We start from the raw sequence: 16,649 nt of genomic DNA, 5'->3' as shown, positions 1-16,649 counted from the left end.
GCTCAGAACGCCCCTGTGGTAGTGCCTCCCGTTCCCGAGGCGGGGCTGGTGAAGGTGCTGTTGCCACCGGGTTGCCACTGGTCGGCGGTGTCGGGGAAGTTCGTCTCCTGGCGCTTGACGCACTTCCACTCGATGGCGCTGTTCGGCGGCAGCTTGCCGATGGTTCCGGTCCAGGTCGGGTAGGCGGTCGGCGACAGTTTGACCGCGCTGGCCACCGACCAGCCGCCGAGCTGCGGGACACTGCCCACGGCGTAGACGGACTGGCCCGTGGTGGTCGTGCCGTTGTCGCACCTGAACGTCATCGACGCCGGAGCCTGCCCGAGCGTGAACGCGAACGTCTTGGCGGTTGTGACGCTCGTGCTCGCCGACTTGGCGACGATCAGGTTGCCGCCCGCGTTGTACCAGCCGCTGGTCGCGGCGTCGAAGGCCGCCTTGGTGGCGTGCTGGGTGAGCGCGGTGCCGTTGAGCGTGACGGCGGATGCCTGGGTGTCCGAGACCAGCTCGACCACGTTCGTCCTGCTCGCGGGCGCGCCGGTGTAGGTGCCGCTGGAGGCGGCCACCGTGACGGTCGCCGTGCTACCGCTGAGCTGCTGGCTCAACAGCGTCGTGCGTACAGCGCCGCTCTGGTAGCCGGTCGTCGCCCCGTCGTCCTCGTACAGGGTGAAGTTCGAGGCGGCCGGGTCGGTGTAGACCCGGGCCACCAGCTCGTTCCTGGTGGTGGCGTCGGTCCGCTTGCCCACGACGTTCATGGTCTTGTCGTCCACGTACATCTTCGGGATGATCGCCCCCGCCCTGGCGAACGCCGGCAGCCGGAACGCGCCGCCGACCCAGAGCGGCCGGTCGGTGAACCACTGGCCGGTGCTGGTGAGCTTCTCGCCCGAGGCGTAGTCGAACCAGGAGCCCGCCGGCAGGTAGACGTCCCGTTTGCGCTCGTTCGCGCCGGCTACGACGCCGACGAGCAGGTCGCGGCCGATGAGCTTCTCGTGCCCCATCTCGCGGACGTTCGCGTCGTTCTGGTACTGGTACACCAGCGGCGGCACCACGGGCTCGCCGTACAGGTAGGCCCGGTGGGCCAGGGAGTAGTAGTACGGGGCCAGCTCATACCGTTGCCGGAGGTTGGCGAGGTTGCTGGCCGTGTGCCCGATCGCGTCCGGCGAGGTCTGGGCGCAGTTGCACAGGTTCTCGGTGTGCGGCCGGATCGGCACCTCGAACCAGGCGCCGTCGGCGAACCACTGGGTGTAGAGCTCGTTCAGGTCGGAGTCGAGCATCTCGCGGCGGAAACCGCCGATGTCGGAGCCGTAGTAGTCGATGCCGGACATCGACATGTGCAGCTGCGCGTTCTGCTGCTGGGCGAGCGCGGTCAGCTTGGAGCCGATGTCGGCCGACCACATGGCCACGCCGTAGCGCTGCATCCCGGCGGCGCCGGAGCGGGCCAGCACGAACGGCCGCTTGGTGCTCGACGCGTAGCCCCTGGCGATGCTCTCGGCCCACTTGAGGTTGTAGACGTTGTGGTAGTCGGCGTGGGCGTGCTTGCCGGGCAGCACGCCGGACGTCCAGTCGGCCGCGTCGTACATCTCCGGTTCGCCCAGGTCCAGCCAGTGGCCCATGATGCCCTGGTCGATGAGCGGCTGGCGCTTGGTCGTCTGCCAGTAGTCGGCCGCGGCGTCCTGCGTCCAGTCGATCATGCCGCCGCGGCCCCACCAGTCGTTGGCGGTGAGGTAGACGGGGGAGCAGGTCGCGCAGCCGGACCTGACGAGGTAGCCGCGGTTGGCGAGGTCGGCGTGCTCGGCGAGGTTCTTGCCGACGTACGACTCCTCGATGGTCATCAGGCCGATGCCCTTGTTCGCCTGATAATTGGAAATAGTGGTCGCTGGGTTGGGGAAGTTGGCCGTGTCCCAGGAAAGCGTGCCCATGCGGGTGTTGTCGGACCCGGCCGTCACCCCGCCGAACCAGGGCAGATCCAGGACGAACCCATCCACGGGGAACTTCGCCGCCCGCAGCCCGTTCAGCCGGCTGTCGATCTCGGCCCAGTTGTCGTAGCCGAACTCCGACACCCACATGCCGAACGCCTTCTTCGGCGGCACCGGCGGCCGGCCGGTCAGCTCCATGTAGTCCTTGCGCAGGTCGGGCAGGTCCGGCCCGGTCATCGTGTACCACCTGAGCTGGTCGCCCCAGGTGTCGACCGTCCACGGGTCGCCGGTCAGGTTCCACTCCTGCTTGTAGACCTGGTCGAGCAGCAACCCGTAGTTCAGGTTCGACGCGCCGACCCCGAACAGCACGGGGATCTGCGCGTTGCCCACCGGGCCGTTGTCGGTGTCGTAGGCCATGGCGTTGCCGTAGGGGCCTCCCGGGGTGCGGGAGCGCCCCACCCAGTCGCCATCGGAGCTGCCGCCCATGAAGAACTGCTCGCCCAGCCCGTACGCGTTCTGGATCGAGCCTTTGGTGATCGTCAGGCCCTTCCACGCCTGGGTCAGGTTGCGCGGGCACGCCTCGTACAGCTGCCTGACCGGGTCCGAGACCCGCACGCACAACGTGCCGGCCGTGACCTCGACCTTCATCGAGGCCGTGGTCAGCGTGTTGCCGCTCTGGCTGAACGAGGACGGACCGGTGTAGTCCTTCTTCGCCACCTGCGGCGTGGTGAACAGCGCGGATCCGGTGCCGGGGCTGGTCCCTGAGGCCAGCTCGAAGTGGACGAGGTCGTCGTCGAGGAACTCGACGATCAGATAGGTCGATCCGCTGGTGAACTGCACCCGCTGGACCGCCGCCCGAGCCTCCCCCGCGACGAGGAAGGTGCCCAGGAGCACCGTCAGAAGGATGAGAGCGCGTTTCATGGCCGGCCCACCACCAGGTTGTCGAGGTTGATCCCGCCGGTGTTGGCCGCGTCATAGGCGATCTTGACGGTGTGCGCGCCCGCGGTGAGGGCCGTGGTGAGCATGGCGGTGCCCCAGGTGTCCCAGTTCGCCTGCGCGGGCAGCGTGAGCGTGCCCGCCGAGACGCCGTCGACGTAGACGGTCCTGGTGCCGGCCACCGTGGTCGAGTAGCGGAACTTGAGCTGATGGCTGCCCGCCGCGTCCGCCTTGACCTGGAAGGTCACCGCGTCACCCGAGCTCGCGAAGTTGTCGACGAACCCGGTGCCGGTGTAGCCCGCGTGGTCGGTGTTGGTCGTCGTGCCGGTGCCCGTCCCGAACTCCGCCTCGTACGCGGCCTTGTCCACGCCGTTGAGCGTGACGGTCCTGCTGGACGCACTGGCGGCCAGCTTGACGTAGGTGAGCTGCCGCACCGGGTCCCACCACCAGCCCTCGGCCGCCGCCTGGAGCGCCGCCAGCGTGGCCCGCGCGGTCGCGCCGGTCACCGTCGTCGGCTTCGTGCTCGCCACCTGCAGCGTGCTGGTCGTGGTGAGCGTGGGCACGGTGAGCGTCACCGAGTGTCCGGCCCAGTTCTCGGCCGAGCTGATCGTCCGGTTCGTGCCCGCCGAGTCCTCGAAGTAGGAGTAGGAGGAGCTGCCCGACGGGTAGATCCGGAAGACCAGGTTCGGATAGCTCGTGACGCTGTTGCCGATCTCGCCGCCGAGCTCGTAGTCGGCGTTGAGGTTGAGCGGGATGATCGCGCCCGGCCTGGCGTAGACCGGGATCGTGTCGAGGGCCGTGGCGTAGGACTTGGTGCCGGGGCCGGTGAAGCGGCCGCCGTTCCACAGGTCGTACCACTCGCCCGCGGGCAGGTAGACGTTCCTCGTCGTCGCGCCCTGCGTGGTCACCGGCGCGACGAGCAACTGGGAGCCGAACAGATACTGCTGGTCCTGCGCCGCGGCCGTCGCGTCGCCGGGGAAGGCGAAGCTCATCGCCCGCATCATCGGCGCCCCGGTGGTCGAACTGGCCTTGGCCTCGGTGTACAGGTAGGGGATCAGGTTCATCCGGACGTTGGCGAACTTCCGGAAGGTCGGCACGACCGTCGTGTCGCCGCTGCGCGCCTGGACGTTCCACGGCGTGCGGGCCTCGGACGTGCCCGGGTTCGACTTCTCCGAGTGATACTGCATGACCGGCGAGAACGTCGCCTGCGCCGCCGCCCGCAGGTAGAGCTCGGCGCTGGGGAAGTCACCGGTGAAGCCCGCCAGGTCCCAGGCCGTGTACGGCACGCCGGACTGCCCGGCGCTGAGCTGGGCCCTGACCGCCTCCTGGAAGGCGGAGAAGCTGGAGTTCTGGTCACCGGCCCAGAAGATCGAGTTCTTCTGACCGCCGGCGGTGGCCGCGCGGCTGAAGATGACGTTGTCCGCGCTCTCGGCCTTGACGTAGTCGCTGTAGGCCTTGGTGTAGCTGTTGGGGTAGGCGTTGTGCATCTCGTCGCCCTTGCGGCCGTCGGCGAACGTGACGCCCCGGCCGAAGATCGCCTCGCTGCCGTCGGTCTTGAAGCCGTCGATGCCGACCTCGTTGATCAGGTAGTCGCGCTTGCTCATCCACCAGGTGGTCGCCGCCGTACTGGTGAAGTCGGGGACCATGCTGTCGCCGAACCACTGTCCGGTCGGAATCCGATACGGCGCGTTGGACGGATTTTTCGCGACAAAGCCCTGCGCCTGGGCGTAGCTCTTGTCGTTGAGATGCTGCTGCGGCGCGGTCGGGGGATTGGTGTCGAAGTTCTCCTTGAAGACCGGGATCTGCCAGAGGATCATCTTGATCCCCTTGCCGTGGGCGTTGTCGACCATGGCCTTCGGGTTCTGCCACTCGCCGCCCGCCGGGAAGGTCAGGTCGCCGTAGGCGAGCTTCCCGCTGCCGGCGCTGGGCGTGTACGTGGCGCCGTGCCACAGGTAGAACGTGGCCTCGTCGCTCCACTGCTCCAGCACCATCGCCGTGTGCGGGATCTTGTACGTCCCGACCTTGTCCAGCTCGCTCTCCACCTCGGCCTGGGTGTTCCACTCGTTGGCCGACATCCACACGCCGAACGCCCACTTGGGCGGCAGCTGCGGCCGGCCGCTGACCGCGGTGTAGTCGTCCACGATCTCCGCGGGGGTGCCGGCGAAGAAGTGGTAGTCCAGCGTCGAGTCGAGCGCGCCGCTCGTGTCGACGGTGAACCCGGCCAGGTCGGCGAGGTGGGTGTTGAGGTTGAAGATCGCGTAGCGGGTGCTGGGGAGGTAGACCCCGTAACCGGCCGAGTTCAGGAAGAACGGCACGCTCAGGTAGGTGCGCCGGGTGCTGCCCTGGTCGCGATACTGGTTGTAGACGTAGTTGTGCACGTCGGTGCCGCGCTGGTCGAGGCGGTCATAGCGCTCGCCGAAGCCCTCGAACCGCTCGCCCGACGGCGACATGAAGTGGTCCTCGATCTTGGTGACCGTGGTGGCGCCGTCGCTGGCCCAGCCGATGTTCCTGAACGTGGCGGGGTCGTACTGCCGGGTGATCAGCGTCGTCCCGTCGCCCTTGTAGACCGACAGGCGGTAGGGCGACTTCTGGATCTTCAGCACCAGGCTCGTGGTGGAGAGGGTGAGGGTGCTCGCGGAATCCGTCACCGTATAGCCGGACACTCCGGAAATGTTCAGACCCTGGCCGCTGGGGGCGATCTGCGTGCGGAAGCAGTCGAGCGCCGGGAAGGCGAAGCGGATCTTCGGCGTGAAGCTCCCCGCGCTGTCACCAGTCGTGACATCTACCGACGTGCTGTTGTTGGTGTAGCCGGTCACGTTCGTCACCGTGCTCCACGAGGTGACCGTGAACGCGAACGGGCCCGTGCTCTTCTGCCCGCCCCCGTTCACGTCCGCGTTGACCGTGTAGGAGATCTTGTCGCCTCGGGCGAAGGTGCCCAGGTTGATCTTCCAGTAGCTGTTGTTGCCGTTGTTGTGGTCCCAGGCGGCGCCGATCGGGGTCTGGGCGGTCCCGTTCTTGGTCCAGGTCACCCAGACGGTCTGGCCGGACTCGATGGGCCAGGTGGTGGCGTTGATCTGGACGGCGTCCCCGGCCATCGGGTCACGGGGAGCGCGTTCGGTCGGCTCGCTGGAGTAGAGGTCGTCGATCCCGGTCGGGTTGTGAAAGATGCCGTCGAGCGCGTACGCGGGGACGGTCACGAGGGAGGCCAGCAGGGCGATCACCGCGACGATGACGCCCGACCGTAACCGGATCACGGGGGAGCTCCTATCAGGTGGCGAACACGGGTGAGAGATGAGGCCAGTGCTCCGCCGCGCAGAGGACCGGCGGACGGTCGAGCGGCGCGGGCAGCGTGACCTCGCGCCCGCCGCGATGGGCGCGGCCGGTCCAGACATCGACCCAGTCGCCTGCGGGCAGGTAGACCGCCTGCTCCGCGACCCCGGGCGCCGTCACCGGGGCCACCAGCAGCGCATCGCCCAGCTTGTACTGCAGCGGACGCTCCCAGACGCGCGGGTCGTCCGGGTGGTCGAAGAACAGCCCGCGCATCAGCGGCGCCCCGCCGCCGACCGCCTGACGGGCCTGCCCGGCCAGGTACGGCACGAGCCGCTCGCGCACCTTGGCCAGCCGCCTGAAGACGGGCAGCACCCGGTCGTCGCCGGTCCGCTCGGCCACGTTCCACGGCGTGCGGTCCCTGAGGGGCAGGCGGTGGTGGTTGAACTCCGAGTGGTACTGCATGATCGGCATGAACGCCGCCGCCCCCGCCGCCCGCAGATAGAGCTCGGCATCGGGCAGGTCACCGGAGAACCCGGCCAGGTCCCAGCCCCAGTAGACGATCCCGCAGGCCGAGGCGGTGATCCCGGCCCTGATGGACGACTGAAACGCCGCCCAGGTCGAGTCCTCGTCCCCGGCCCAGAACACGCCGTGCGGCTGGGATCCGGCGAACCCGGCCCGGCTGAACGTCACCGGCGCCTTGCCGTAGCGCTCCAGCAGCTCGCCGAAGGCACGCGCGTAATGCACGGGGAACAGGCCGTTGCCGTCGTCACCCCTGCGCCCGTCGGCGTAGCGCAGGTCGTGGCCCCACGCGTGCTCGCCGCCGTCGGTCTTGAACCCGTCCACGCCCACCTCGTCCACCAGGTAGGCGCGCTTGGCCGTCCACCAGTCGCGGACCTCGGGCGAGGACAGGTCGGGCATGAGCGCCAGCGGGAACCACCAGCCCCGGTTCCGGTACGGCCGGCCGTCGGCCTCCCTGACCCCGTAGCCGTTCTCGACCAGCTGCCGGGCGTCCACGGCGGCCTGGTGCCGGGGGTGCGGGCGCATCTTCTGCAGCGGGATCTGCCAGAGCAGCACCTTGACGTCCCGCTGGTGCAGCTCGTCCACCATGCCCTTGGGGTCCGGCCACGGCCCGTCCGGCGGGAAGACGTAGTCCGCCAGCCGGTGCGGCTCCTCCGACGGCTCGTATTCGGCCCCTCGGAACGCCGTGAACGTCGTCTCGTCACTCCACGCCTCGATGACCAGCGCCCCGACCGGGATGTCGTGCTCGCGGTGCCGGTCCATCTCGGCCATCACGCGTTCCTGCGTGTTCCACTCGTTGCCGCTGGCCCACAGCCGGAACACCCACGAGGGCAGCTCCGTCGGCCGCCCCACCTCGTCCAGGAAGTCCCGCAGCACGTCGGCCGGGGTCGCGCCGTCATAGAGCCGGACCGAGGGCTCGCCGTCCGGCCCCACCTCCGCCTCCACGACCAGCCGGTCCGGGGTGGACGCGCCGACGTCGTACCAGGTCCGCCTGGACGTCTCGACGTGGAACCCCCAGCTCGCCGCCCCGCCGACCACGAGCGCGAACGGCATCGGCAGGTACGTCCTGCCGTGCGCCCCTTGCGCCTTGTACTGCTCGAACACCACCGCGTCCAGCCGCCGCCCGCGCTGGTCCACCGCGTCGAACCGCTCGCCGAACCCCACCACGTGCTCGCCGTCGGCCAGCGCCAGCTCGAACCGCACCCGCCGCGCCCCGTCGCCGCCGACCAGCCACCGCACGCTCCCCGGCACCACCCGGTCGGCGCCGCGCACGACGAGCTTCCCGCCGCTCCGGCCCCACGCCGCCGCCGTCACCTCGAACCACCTGCTGGTACGGCTCCCACCGCCGTCCAGCGCGGCCCGGAACCGGTAGGCGTACCGGTGTCCGGCGCGCAACACGGGTGAGCGCGCCACCCATGATCCGGCGGCGGCCCGCGCCGCCCTGGCCTGCGCCGCGGCCAGATGCCCGCCGTCAACGGTCTCCGCCTCGGCTGCCTCCGCGGCCTCCGCCGCCTCCACTGTTTCCGCCGTGTCCGGGTCCGGTGCGGCACCCGACCTGGCCAGCGGCAGTTCGACGGGCGCCTTCCCGCCGGTGGCCCACTCGCACACCACCGAGACGACCTTCGCCGAGGCTCGCACCCGCAGCTCCACCGCCTCGCCGTCCATCGGCCAGGCGGGCACGCGCTGGTCCTCGGTCGTGGCGTACGGGTGCCCGGACCCGTACGGCCGATGCCGGATCATGCCCGCACCCCCTGTTCGTCAAGCCCGCCCTGCTCGTCAAGCCCACCCTGCTCGTCCAGCTCGTCCAGCTTGTTCAGCTCGTCGGCGAGGATCAGGTACATCCCGTGCGACCACAGCAGCGGCGTGGCCACGGTGCCCCATCGGTCCAGCCACTCCTGGAGCCGGTCGGGCGCCAGCAGCAGGTCGGACACCTGCTCGGGCAGGTCACCCTCGGCGGTCGCCTGGGCCGCCATCCAGTCCAGGTACCGCCGGGCCTCCGCACGCCGCCCGGCCCGCGCGTGGTTCCAGCCGAGGAACCCGGCCAGCAGCACCCAGCGCCCGCCGCCGTAGAAGGTGTCGGCCCGGTAGCGGTACACGCCGCCGTCGACGGCGAGCTGCCGCTCCACTTCGGCCACCGTCGCCGCGCCGACCGGGTGATCGGCCGCGTAGAGCCCGAACGGCTCGACGCACGCGAGCAGACTGGCGTCCACGGCCTCGCTGCCCAGCCATTTCGTGAGATATCCGGACTTCTGAGCGGCGGAGCCCGAGACGCCCTCGGCGGCCACCAGGGCCGCGATCCCCTCCACCGCCCGCCCCGCCGCCTCTGACTCGGCCCCGCTCAGCACACCCAGCCCGACGGCCGCCCGCAGCCCGGCGTGCACCGCGCCCAGCGTCGCCACGTGCCGCTGCTCGACATGCTCCTCCCACCAGTCGTAACACGGCATGTCCCAGAACGAGGTGAGATACCGGGCCGCCGTCCGCACCCCCTTCTCCACACCCGAGACCGCCCGGCCGTGCCGGAAGGAGTGCTCGCGCAGCGCCCACAGCCACGTGCCGTACCCGTCGAGCTGGAAGTCCCACCAGTCGACGTCCCCGTCCACGCCGTCGAGTGTGAACCGCGTCGGCAGCATCTCGGCGGGCGAGACCGGTTCACCGCGTCCCGCGCGCGAGACGAGCGAGTCGACCTGTCCCGCCCGGTCGCCGATCACCCGGGCGCACCAGGTGTGGAAGGCGTCCGCACCGGCGGCGTCGCCGTGCCTGCTCACCCCCTCGGCGATGAACGCCCCATCACGCAGCCACGAGTAGCCGCGATAAGCGGAGAAGGTGGGCGAGGCCGGGTAGGCGCCGGTGGGGGACTGGAGCCGCTGGATCAGGTCGAGGCTGTGCGAGACAAGGGACAACGAACTCTCCTAAGACAGCAGGGCGTCTACGTCGGCGGCGGCGGTCTTGAGCGCCTCCTCCACCGGCTTGCGCCCGGCGGCGGCCTCGGTCAGCTGCTTGGTCACGGCGTCCTGCATCTCCTGCTGGCGCTTGATGACCGGCGGCAGCGCGATCGACTTCAGCGAGTCGAACACCGCCTGGCGGTTGGCGGGCTTGGGGTCCTTGAGATAGCCGGACAGCACCGCCTGGTCGGCGACCGGCGGCAGCTCCCACGACGACTCGACGCGGGTGGTCGCCGCGGTGTTCGACGACGACAGGAATCGGGCCCAGGCCCAGGCCTCCTTGCCGTGCTTGGTGCCGGAGGAGGCGGCGACGGCGTTGTGGAAGACGGCGCTGGCCTTGGCGCTGTCACCGGGCTCGACGACCACGTCCCAGGTGAAGGCGGCGTCCTTCAGCCCGGCGAACTGCCAGATGCCGTTGTGCCACATGGCGAGCTTGCCGGACTTGAAGAGATTCGTGTCGTAGTCGGCGGTGCCGCCGATCTCCGCCTCGGTCGGCATCGTCTTGCCGACCTTGGAGACCAGCCACTGCGCCGCCTTGACCCCGGCCGGGCTGTTGAACGCCGACTTCTTGCCGTCGGCCGACAGGAACTCGCCGCCCGCCTGCTTGAGCGTCTTGTAGAACTCGAAGAACTGCACCGGCTGGAAGTCGCCGAACACGCCCTTCTTCTTGTCGGTCAGCTTCGCGGCGGCGGCCTGCTCGTCGGCCCAGGTCCAGTCGGCCGTCGGCGGGGCCACTCCGGCCTTGTCGAACAGGTCCTTGTTGTAGAAGAGCACGACCGTGGAGAACGAGGCGGGCAGCGCGTACTGCTTGCCGTCGCGCTTGAACGCCTCGAGCGACTCCTTGGCGTACACCGACGGGTCGCCGTCGCCCTTCACCGTGTCCAGGTCGAGCAGGGAGCCCGCGCTGGCGTAGGTCACGAAGTTCTCGTAGTTGAGCTCGAAGGTGTCGGGCGCGGTGCCGCCGGCGATGCTGGTCTGGAGCTTGGTGAAGTACTCGTCGAAGGGGGCGGTCTCCACCACCACGTCGACCTTCGGGTTCTCCTTCTCGAAGGCCTTCTCGATCTTGTCCAGGTCCTTCACATGGTCGGGCGCGGCCGAGAACGTGAAGTAACGCAGCGTCACCTTGCCGCCCTCGCCGGACGGGGCCTTCGTCGCCGACCCCTGGGAGCAGGCGGTGGCGAGCAGCGCGGCGGCCGCCAAAGAGGCGGCGACCCTGATCTTCTGTGACATGGGGGGACTTCCTTTACTTGTGCACAACTACTTGAGCCCGCTCTGCGCGACACTGGCGATGACGTGCTTCTGCGCGAAGACGTAGAGGATGAGGATCGGCACCACGCTGATCACCGAGCCCGCCATGACCACGTCCCACTCGGTGGTGAACTGGCCGTGCAGCGTGGCCAGGCCCAGCGGCAGCGTCATGAACTCGGGCGACTTGATGATGATCAGCGGCCAGAGGTAGCTGTTCCAGCTGGCCATGAAGCCGAAGATGGCGAACGTCGCCAGGGCCGGCCTGATCAGCGGCAGCACCACGTACACAAAAATCCGGAAATGTCCGGCGCCGTCCAGCACGGCCGCCTCGTCGAACTCCCTCGGCACCTGGTTGATGGCCTGCCGCAGCAGGAACACCCCGAACGCCGACGCGATCGTCGGCGCCAGCAGCGCGAAGTACGTGTCGACCAGGTTGAATGTGCGCATCTCGATGAACAGCGGCACGACCAGCACGGGCAGCGGCATCATCAGCGTCGCCAGATAGACGGCGAACAGCGCGCTCCGCCCCGGGAACGGCAGCCTGGCGAAGGCATAGGCGGCCATCGCGCTGGTGAGGAGCTGCAGCGTGGTGGAGGCCGCCCCGATCCAGGCGCTGTTGGCCACGATCCGCCAGAAGGGCAGCGTGTCGAGCAGCTTGCCGTAGGCGTCGAGGCTCGCGTTGTCGGGCGTGAAGTCCGGCGGTACGGCCAGCACCGCGTCGCTCGGCGTGATCGACGTGATCACCGCCCAGGCGAACGGGAACAGCATGACCACCGCGCCGAGGCCCACCAGCAGGTAGCGGATCGCCTTACCCATAGGTCACCCACCGCCGCTGCCCTCGGATCTGCACGATCGTCACGAGCAGCACCAGGGCGAACAGCAGCCACGACAGCGCCGAGGCCGCGCCCGCCCGGCCGTACCGGAAAGTGAGGTCGTAGATCTGCGACACGACGACCTGCGTCGCGCCGCCCGGCCCGCCACCCGTCATGATCTTCACCTGGTCGAAGACCTGGAAGCCGTTGATCAGCGAGATCACCACCACGAAGAACGACGACGGCGACAGCAGCGGCAGCGTGATGTGCCTGAACCGGCGCACGGCGCTCGCCCCGTCGACCATGGCGGCCTCCTGGAACTCCTGCGGGATGGCCTGCAGCCCCGCCAGCAGGATGATCATCACGAAGCCCAGGTCCTTCCAGGCCGAGGCGAAGATGATCGACGGCATCGCCCAGTCGGGATCGGTCCACCAGCCGGGCCCGCTGACACCGAACAGCCCCAGCGCCCAGTTGACGACCCCGCTGGCCGGGTTGAGCAGCCACTTCCACATCAGCGCCACGACGACCCAGCTGGTGATGACGGGCAGGAAGTAGACGCCGCGCAGCAGCCCGCGTCCCGGCATCGCCCGGTTCAGCAGCAGCGCCAGCCCCAGCCCGCCCAGGTAGACGAGCGGCAGGTAACCGGCGATGAAGTACAGCGTGTGCAGGAACGCGGCCCGGGTCCCGGCGTCGCCGAGCAGTTCGATGTAGTTGCCGAGGCCGACCCAGCGCATCTCGGTGATGAGGTCCCATTCGTGGAGGCTCGTCCAGAACGAGGCGACCATCGGGATCAGCGTGTAGAGCGTCAGCGGGATCAGGCTGGGCAGCAGGAACACGGCCACGGTCCCGGCGTACCGCCAGCGCCGCCGCGGCGCCCGCCGCTCCTGCGTGCCCCCGGCCTGCGGCCGGACGGCGGTGAGGGTCATGCGCTCGCTCCTCTGTAACTGGCTCATGGCGTCGTCCCGATCAGGCGGGCCCGGACCAGGCGGCCCTGCTCCCCGGCGGCCCCGGCGGCGTCGAAGGGGGTGGCCAGTACGAGGGCCGCCGCGCCCTGGGCCCAGCTGGTGTCGTCCCAGCTCTCCACCTCGATCGAGATGTCCCTGCGCCCCGGGTACAGCTGCGCCCTGACGGCCGGGTCGAAGCCCACCTGCCAGAGCGGCCAGTCGGCCGTCCCCTCGCCGAGCACCACCACGACCTCGGGATCGACGACGTTGATCAGCCCCGCCGCGGCCCGCCCGAGCACGGCCCCCGCCTCGGCGAACACCTCCCGCGCCGCCGGATCGCCCGCCGCCCCGGCCGCGCCCGGCCCGGTAAGACCGGCCGAGCCGCCGTTCTTGGCGCGGGCCGCCGCCAGTAGTCCCGCCGAGCCGACGTACGCCTCCAGGCACCCGCGCGCCCCGCACCCGCACACCGGCCCCGCCGGATCGACGGGCACGTGCCCGAACTCCCCGGCCCCGCCCCTGGCGCCCCGGTAGACCCGCCCGTCGGCCACGATCGCCGCGCCGACGCCGCGCCCGATGGTCAGCACCAGGAAGTCCCGGTGGGTACGCCCCCGGCCGTAGAGCCGCTCGGCCGCCGCCAGCGCGTTCACGTCGTTCTCCACCAGCACGGGCAGTTTGAGCCGCCGCCGCAGCCGCTCGCCCACCGGCATGGCCTGCCAACCCAGGGTCGGCGCGTTGACCGTACCGACCGCCTGGTCCTCCACGCTGCCGGGCACCCCGACACCGATCCCGAGCAGCGGCGGCGCCTGCCCGTGGTCGGCGGAGACGGACGTACGCGCCGTCAGCCCGTGCCCGCTGCCCGAGACCACCGCCTCGACGGCGTCGGCCAGCCGGTCCAGCGCCTCAGGAGACGACGGGTCGAACGCGCACTCCCAGGCCCCCAGCACCTCGCCGTCGAGCCGCACGTCGACCAGCACGAGATGGTCGGCCGTCACCTTCACGCCGAGCGCGCGCCCCGCGCTGCCCACCAGCCCGAGCCGCTGGGCCGGCCGCCCGCCGCGCGACGGCTTGAGGTCGAGCTCCTCGAGCATCCCGTAACCCATGAGCTCGCGCGTGAGCTGCGTGACGGTCGCCGGGCTCAGGTCCAGCTCGCGCGCCAGCTCGGTGCGGCTCAGCGGCCCGACGGTGCCGAGGAGCGCGAGGATCGCCGTCCTCGTGAGATCACCGCGATCAGTGCCTGCCATGTGATGAGAACGACTTTCTTTAGAAATAAAGTTAGTGGTGAAAATATGAAGCCGCGGCACGCCGCTGTCAAGGGTCCGGGAACGCGAAAAGGGGCCTCCGTCGCCGGAGACCCCTTCTCAAGAGCTGTTCGCTAGGACGCGTCCTTCGCGCGGTTGCGCAGCGCCCGGCTGACGCCGTCGGCGCCCTCCAGGATCATCCGGCGCAGCGCCTGCGGCGGCTGCTCCTTCTCCAGGTAGGACTCCGCCGCCCGCACCGTCTCCGGCTCGATGAGCAGCGCGGGGAAGCAGCCGACCGTGAACGTCTGCGCCTGGTCGAACGTCCACTCCCGGTAGATCCGGCCGATCTCCGCGAAGTACTTCTCCCGGTAAGGGGCCAGCAGCTCCGGGTGATGCGGATCCTGGAAGCCGTTGACCGTCGTACGGGCGATGTGGTTGGCCAGCTTGCCGCCCACGATCGAGGCCCACGCGGCGGCCTTGCCCTCGGCCGTCGGGATGGCCGCCCGGCACAGCGCCGCGGAGCGCTCGCCGGTGGCGGTGGCGTCACGCGCCAGCTCGGCGTCGATGTCGGCGCCGTCCAGCCGGCCGCCCACCACCAGCGCGTGGACGAGCGTCCAGCGCAGGTCGGTGTCGACGGTCAGCCCCTCGGGCACGGCCGAGCCGTCCAGGATGCCGGCGATGATCGCCAGGTCGGCCTCGGAGGTCGCCGTGGGCGCGAACGCCTGCAGGAAGGCGAGCTGGTGGTCCGAGCCCGGCTCCGCCGTGGCGAGCAGCGTGCGCAGCTCGGTGGCCAGCAGCGACAGGCCCTCGGCCCGCCACGCCGGGTCGGCGTACTGCTGAATGGCCATCCGCGCCTGCCGGAGCACGGCCTGCAGGACCGTGATGTCCTTGACCGTGCCGACGCCCGAGACGACCAGCTTGACGTAGTCGCGGGTGGACATCTCGCCGTCGCGGGTCATGTCCCACGCGGCCGACCAGCACAGGGCCCGGGGCAGCGACTCGGTGAAGCCGGCGATGCCGCCGTCGACCAGGGTACGCAGCGACCGCTCGTCCAGCCGGATCTTGGCGTAGGTCAGGTCGTCGTCGTTGACCAGGACCAGGTCGGGCTGCTCCTCCCCGACCAGCTCCGCGACGCTCGTCTTGGCGCCCACCACGTCCAGCTCGACCCGCTTGGTACGCGTCAGCACACCGTCGGCCAGCGAGTAGAGGCCGACCGCGACCCGGTGCGAGCGCAGCGTCGGGTAGTCGGCCGGCGCCTCCTGCAGCACCTCGAAGGTCTCGAAGCGGCCGTCGGCGACCGTGAACGACGGGCGCAGCGTGTTGACCCAGGCGGTCTCCAGCCACTCCTTGGACCACGACGACAGGTCGCGCCCCGAGGTCCGCTCCAGCGCCCCGAGCAGGTCCTTCAGCTCGGTGTTGCCCCAGGCGTGCTCGCCGAAGTAGTCGCGCACCCCGGCCAGGAAGTTGTCCAGCCCGACGTAGGCGACCAGCTGCTTGAGCACCGAGGCGCCCTTGGCGTACGTGATGCCGTCGAAGTTGACCTCGACCGCCTGCATGTCGGGGATGTCCGCGGCGATCGGGTGCGTGGACGGCAGCTGGTCCTGGCGGTAGGCCCAGGACTTCTCCACGTTCGCGAACGTCGTCCAGGCGCCCTTGCCCCAGCGGGTCGCCTCGGCCTGGGCGAGCACCGACATGTAGGTGGCGAACGACTCGTTCAGCCACAGGTCGTCCCACCAGCGCATGGTCACGAGGTCGCCGAACCACATGTGCGCCATCTCGTGCAGGATCGTCTCGGCGCGCCGCTCGACGACGGCGTCGGTGACCCTGGACCGGAAGACGTAGTCCTCCAGGAAGGTCACGCAGCCGGCGTTCTCCATCGCGCCCGCGTTGAACTCCGGCACGAACAGCTGGTCGTACTTGCCGAACGGGTAGCGGACGCCGAACACCTTGTGGAAGAAGTCGAAGCCCTGCCGGGTGACCTCCAGGATGTTGTCGGCGTCGAGGTGCTCGGCGAGCGAGGCGCGGCAGTAGATGCCCAGCGGGATGCCGTCGTGCTCGGAGGTCACCTTGTGGTACGGCCCGGCCACCAGCGCGGTGATGTAGGTCGACATGACGGGCGTGGCGGGGAACAGCCAGCGCCTGGCCGCCTGCACCATGCCGTGCTTGCCGGCCTGCTCGGGCAGGTACTCGACCGAGGAGGCGGCCGCGTTGGAGACGACCTCCCAGTCGGCCGGGGCCAGCGCCGTCAGCTGGAAGCTGGCCTTGAGGTCGGGCTGGTCGAAACAGGCGTACATGCGGTGCGCGTCGGCCGTCTCGAACTGGCTGTGCAGGTAGACCTTCTGGTCCACCGGGTCGACGAAGCGGTGCAGCCCCTCGCCGCTGCGCATGTAGACGCAGTCGGCGTCGACGCGCAGCTCGTTGGACTCGGCCAGCGAGGGGAGCGGGAAGCGCCCCTTCTCCGCGTCGTAGGTGGAGACGTCGAGGTCGGCCCCGTTGAGCGTGACCTTGCGAACGTGCGCGCCGTGGAGATCGATGAACGTGGCCGAGCCCGGGCGGCTGCTGCTGAACCGGACGGTCGTGACACTCTCGAAGCGCTCGTCTCCCTCGGTCAGATCGAGTGCGACCTCATACGACTCGACCTTCAACAGCCGGGCGCGCTCGCGAGCCTCGTCCCGGGTCAGGTTGCCTGCCAAGTTCCACTCCTTTTCGCACTTCTTTTCGCCACTTTATGGAGGTTTGTCGGTATCCTGCCACGCGGGGAATAGGACATCGACACCCCAGGTTATGGCCCTCGTGACTGACACGACCCCCGTAGACCTTTGGTTCGATC

General features: G+C 69.9%; 9 protein-coding genes. All 9 read right to left on the bottom strand.

Features of this window, described 5'->3' with window-relative positions:
* Positions 1–2: 2 nt before the first annotated feature.
* On the bottom strand, positions 3–2,831 hold the full coding sequence (locus tag AB0B64_RS36315) for a TIM-barrel domain-containing protein (RefSeq protein WP_357953519.1): 2,829 nt from the start codon (positions 2,829–2,831) through the stop codon (positions 3–5).
* A complete protein-coding gene (locus tag AB0B64_RS36310) occupies positions 2,828–6,100 on the bottom strand; it encodes a TIM-barrel domain-containing protein (protein WP_358183147.1) in 3,273 nt (1,090 codons plus the stop codon). Before AB0B64_RS36310 ends, AB0B64_RS36315 begins: the two co-directional genes overlap by 4 nt.
* A gap of 13 nt (positions 6,101–6,113) precedes the next feature.
* Positions 6,114–8,375 carry a TIM-barrel domain-containing protein gene (locus AB0B64_RS36305; RefSeq protein WP_358183143.1) on the bottom strand — a complete coding sequence of 754 codons (2,262 nt, stop codon included), beginning with the start codon at positions 8,373–8,375 and terminating at the stop codon, positions 6,114–6,116.
* Positions 8,372–9,535, bottom strand: a complete 1,164-nt coding sequence (locus AB0B64_RS36300) for a glycoside hydrolase family 15 protein (protein WP_358183140.1) — start codon at positions 9,533–9,535, stop codon at positions 8,372–8,374. The genes AB0B64_RS36305 and AB0B64_RS36300 overlap by 4 nt, the downstream gene beginning before the upstream one ends.
* A gap of 9 nt (positions 9,536–9,544) precedes the next feature.
* Positions 9,545–10,807: a sugar ABC transporter substrate-binding protein gene (locus tag AB0B64_RS36295; RefSeq protein ID WP_358183137.1), complete on the bottom strand. Its 1,263-nt coding sequence runs from the start codon at positions 10,805–10,807 to the stop codon at positions 9,545–9,547.
* 27 nt (positions 10,808–10,834) lie between these two features.
* Positions 10,835–11,641 carry a carbohydrate ABC transporter permease gene (locus AB0B64_RS36290; protein ID WP_358183134.1) on the bottom strand — a complete coding sequence of 269 codons (807 nt, stop codon included), beginning with the start codon at positions 11,639–11,641 and terminating at the stop codon, positions 10,835–10,837.
* Positions 11,634–12,563, bottom strand: a complete 930-nt coding sequence (locus AB0B64_RS36285; protein WP_358183131.1) for a sugar ABC transporter permease — start codon at positions 12,561–12,563, stop codon at positions 11,634–11,636. Before AB0B64_RS36285 ends, AB0B64_RS36290 begins: the two co-directional genes overlap by 8 nt.
* Before the next feature lie 23 nt (positions 12,564–12,586).
* Positions 12,587–13,822, bottom strand: a complete 1,236-nt coding sequence (locus AB0B64_RS36280) for an ROK family transcriptional regulator (protein ID WP_358183128.1) — start codon at positions 13,820–13,822, stop codon at positions 12,587–12,589.
* Between the two features lie 131 nt (positions 13,823–13,953).
* Entirely contained in the window at positions 13,954–16,512 is a 2,559-nt protein-coding gene (gene pepN, locus AB0B64_RS36275) for an aminopeptidase N (RefSeq protein WP_357953502.1), read from the bottom strand.
* Positions 16,513–16,649 lie beyond the last annotated feature (137 nt).

It is taken from the genome of Nonomuraea sp. NPDC049129 (genome assembly GCF_040648495.1).
Lineage (GTDB): Bacteria > Actinomycetota > Actinomycetes > Streptosporangiales > Streptosporangiaceae > Nonomuraea.
The sequence above is the reverse complement of the archived record's forward strand: the minus strand, read 5'-3'. Positions and strand labels throughout refer to the sequence as shown.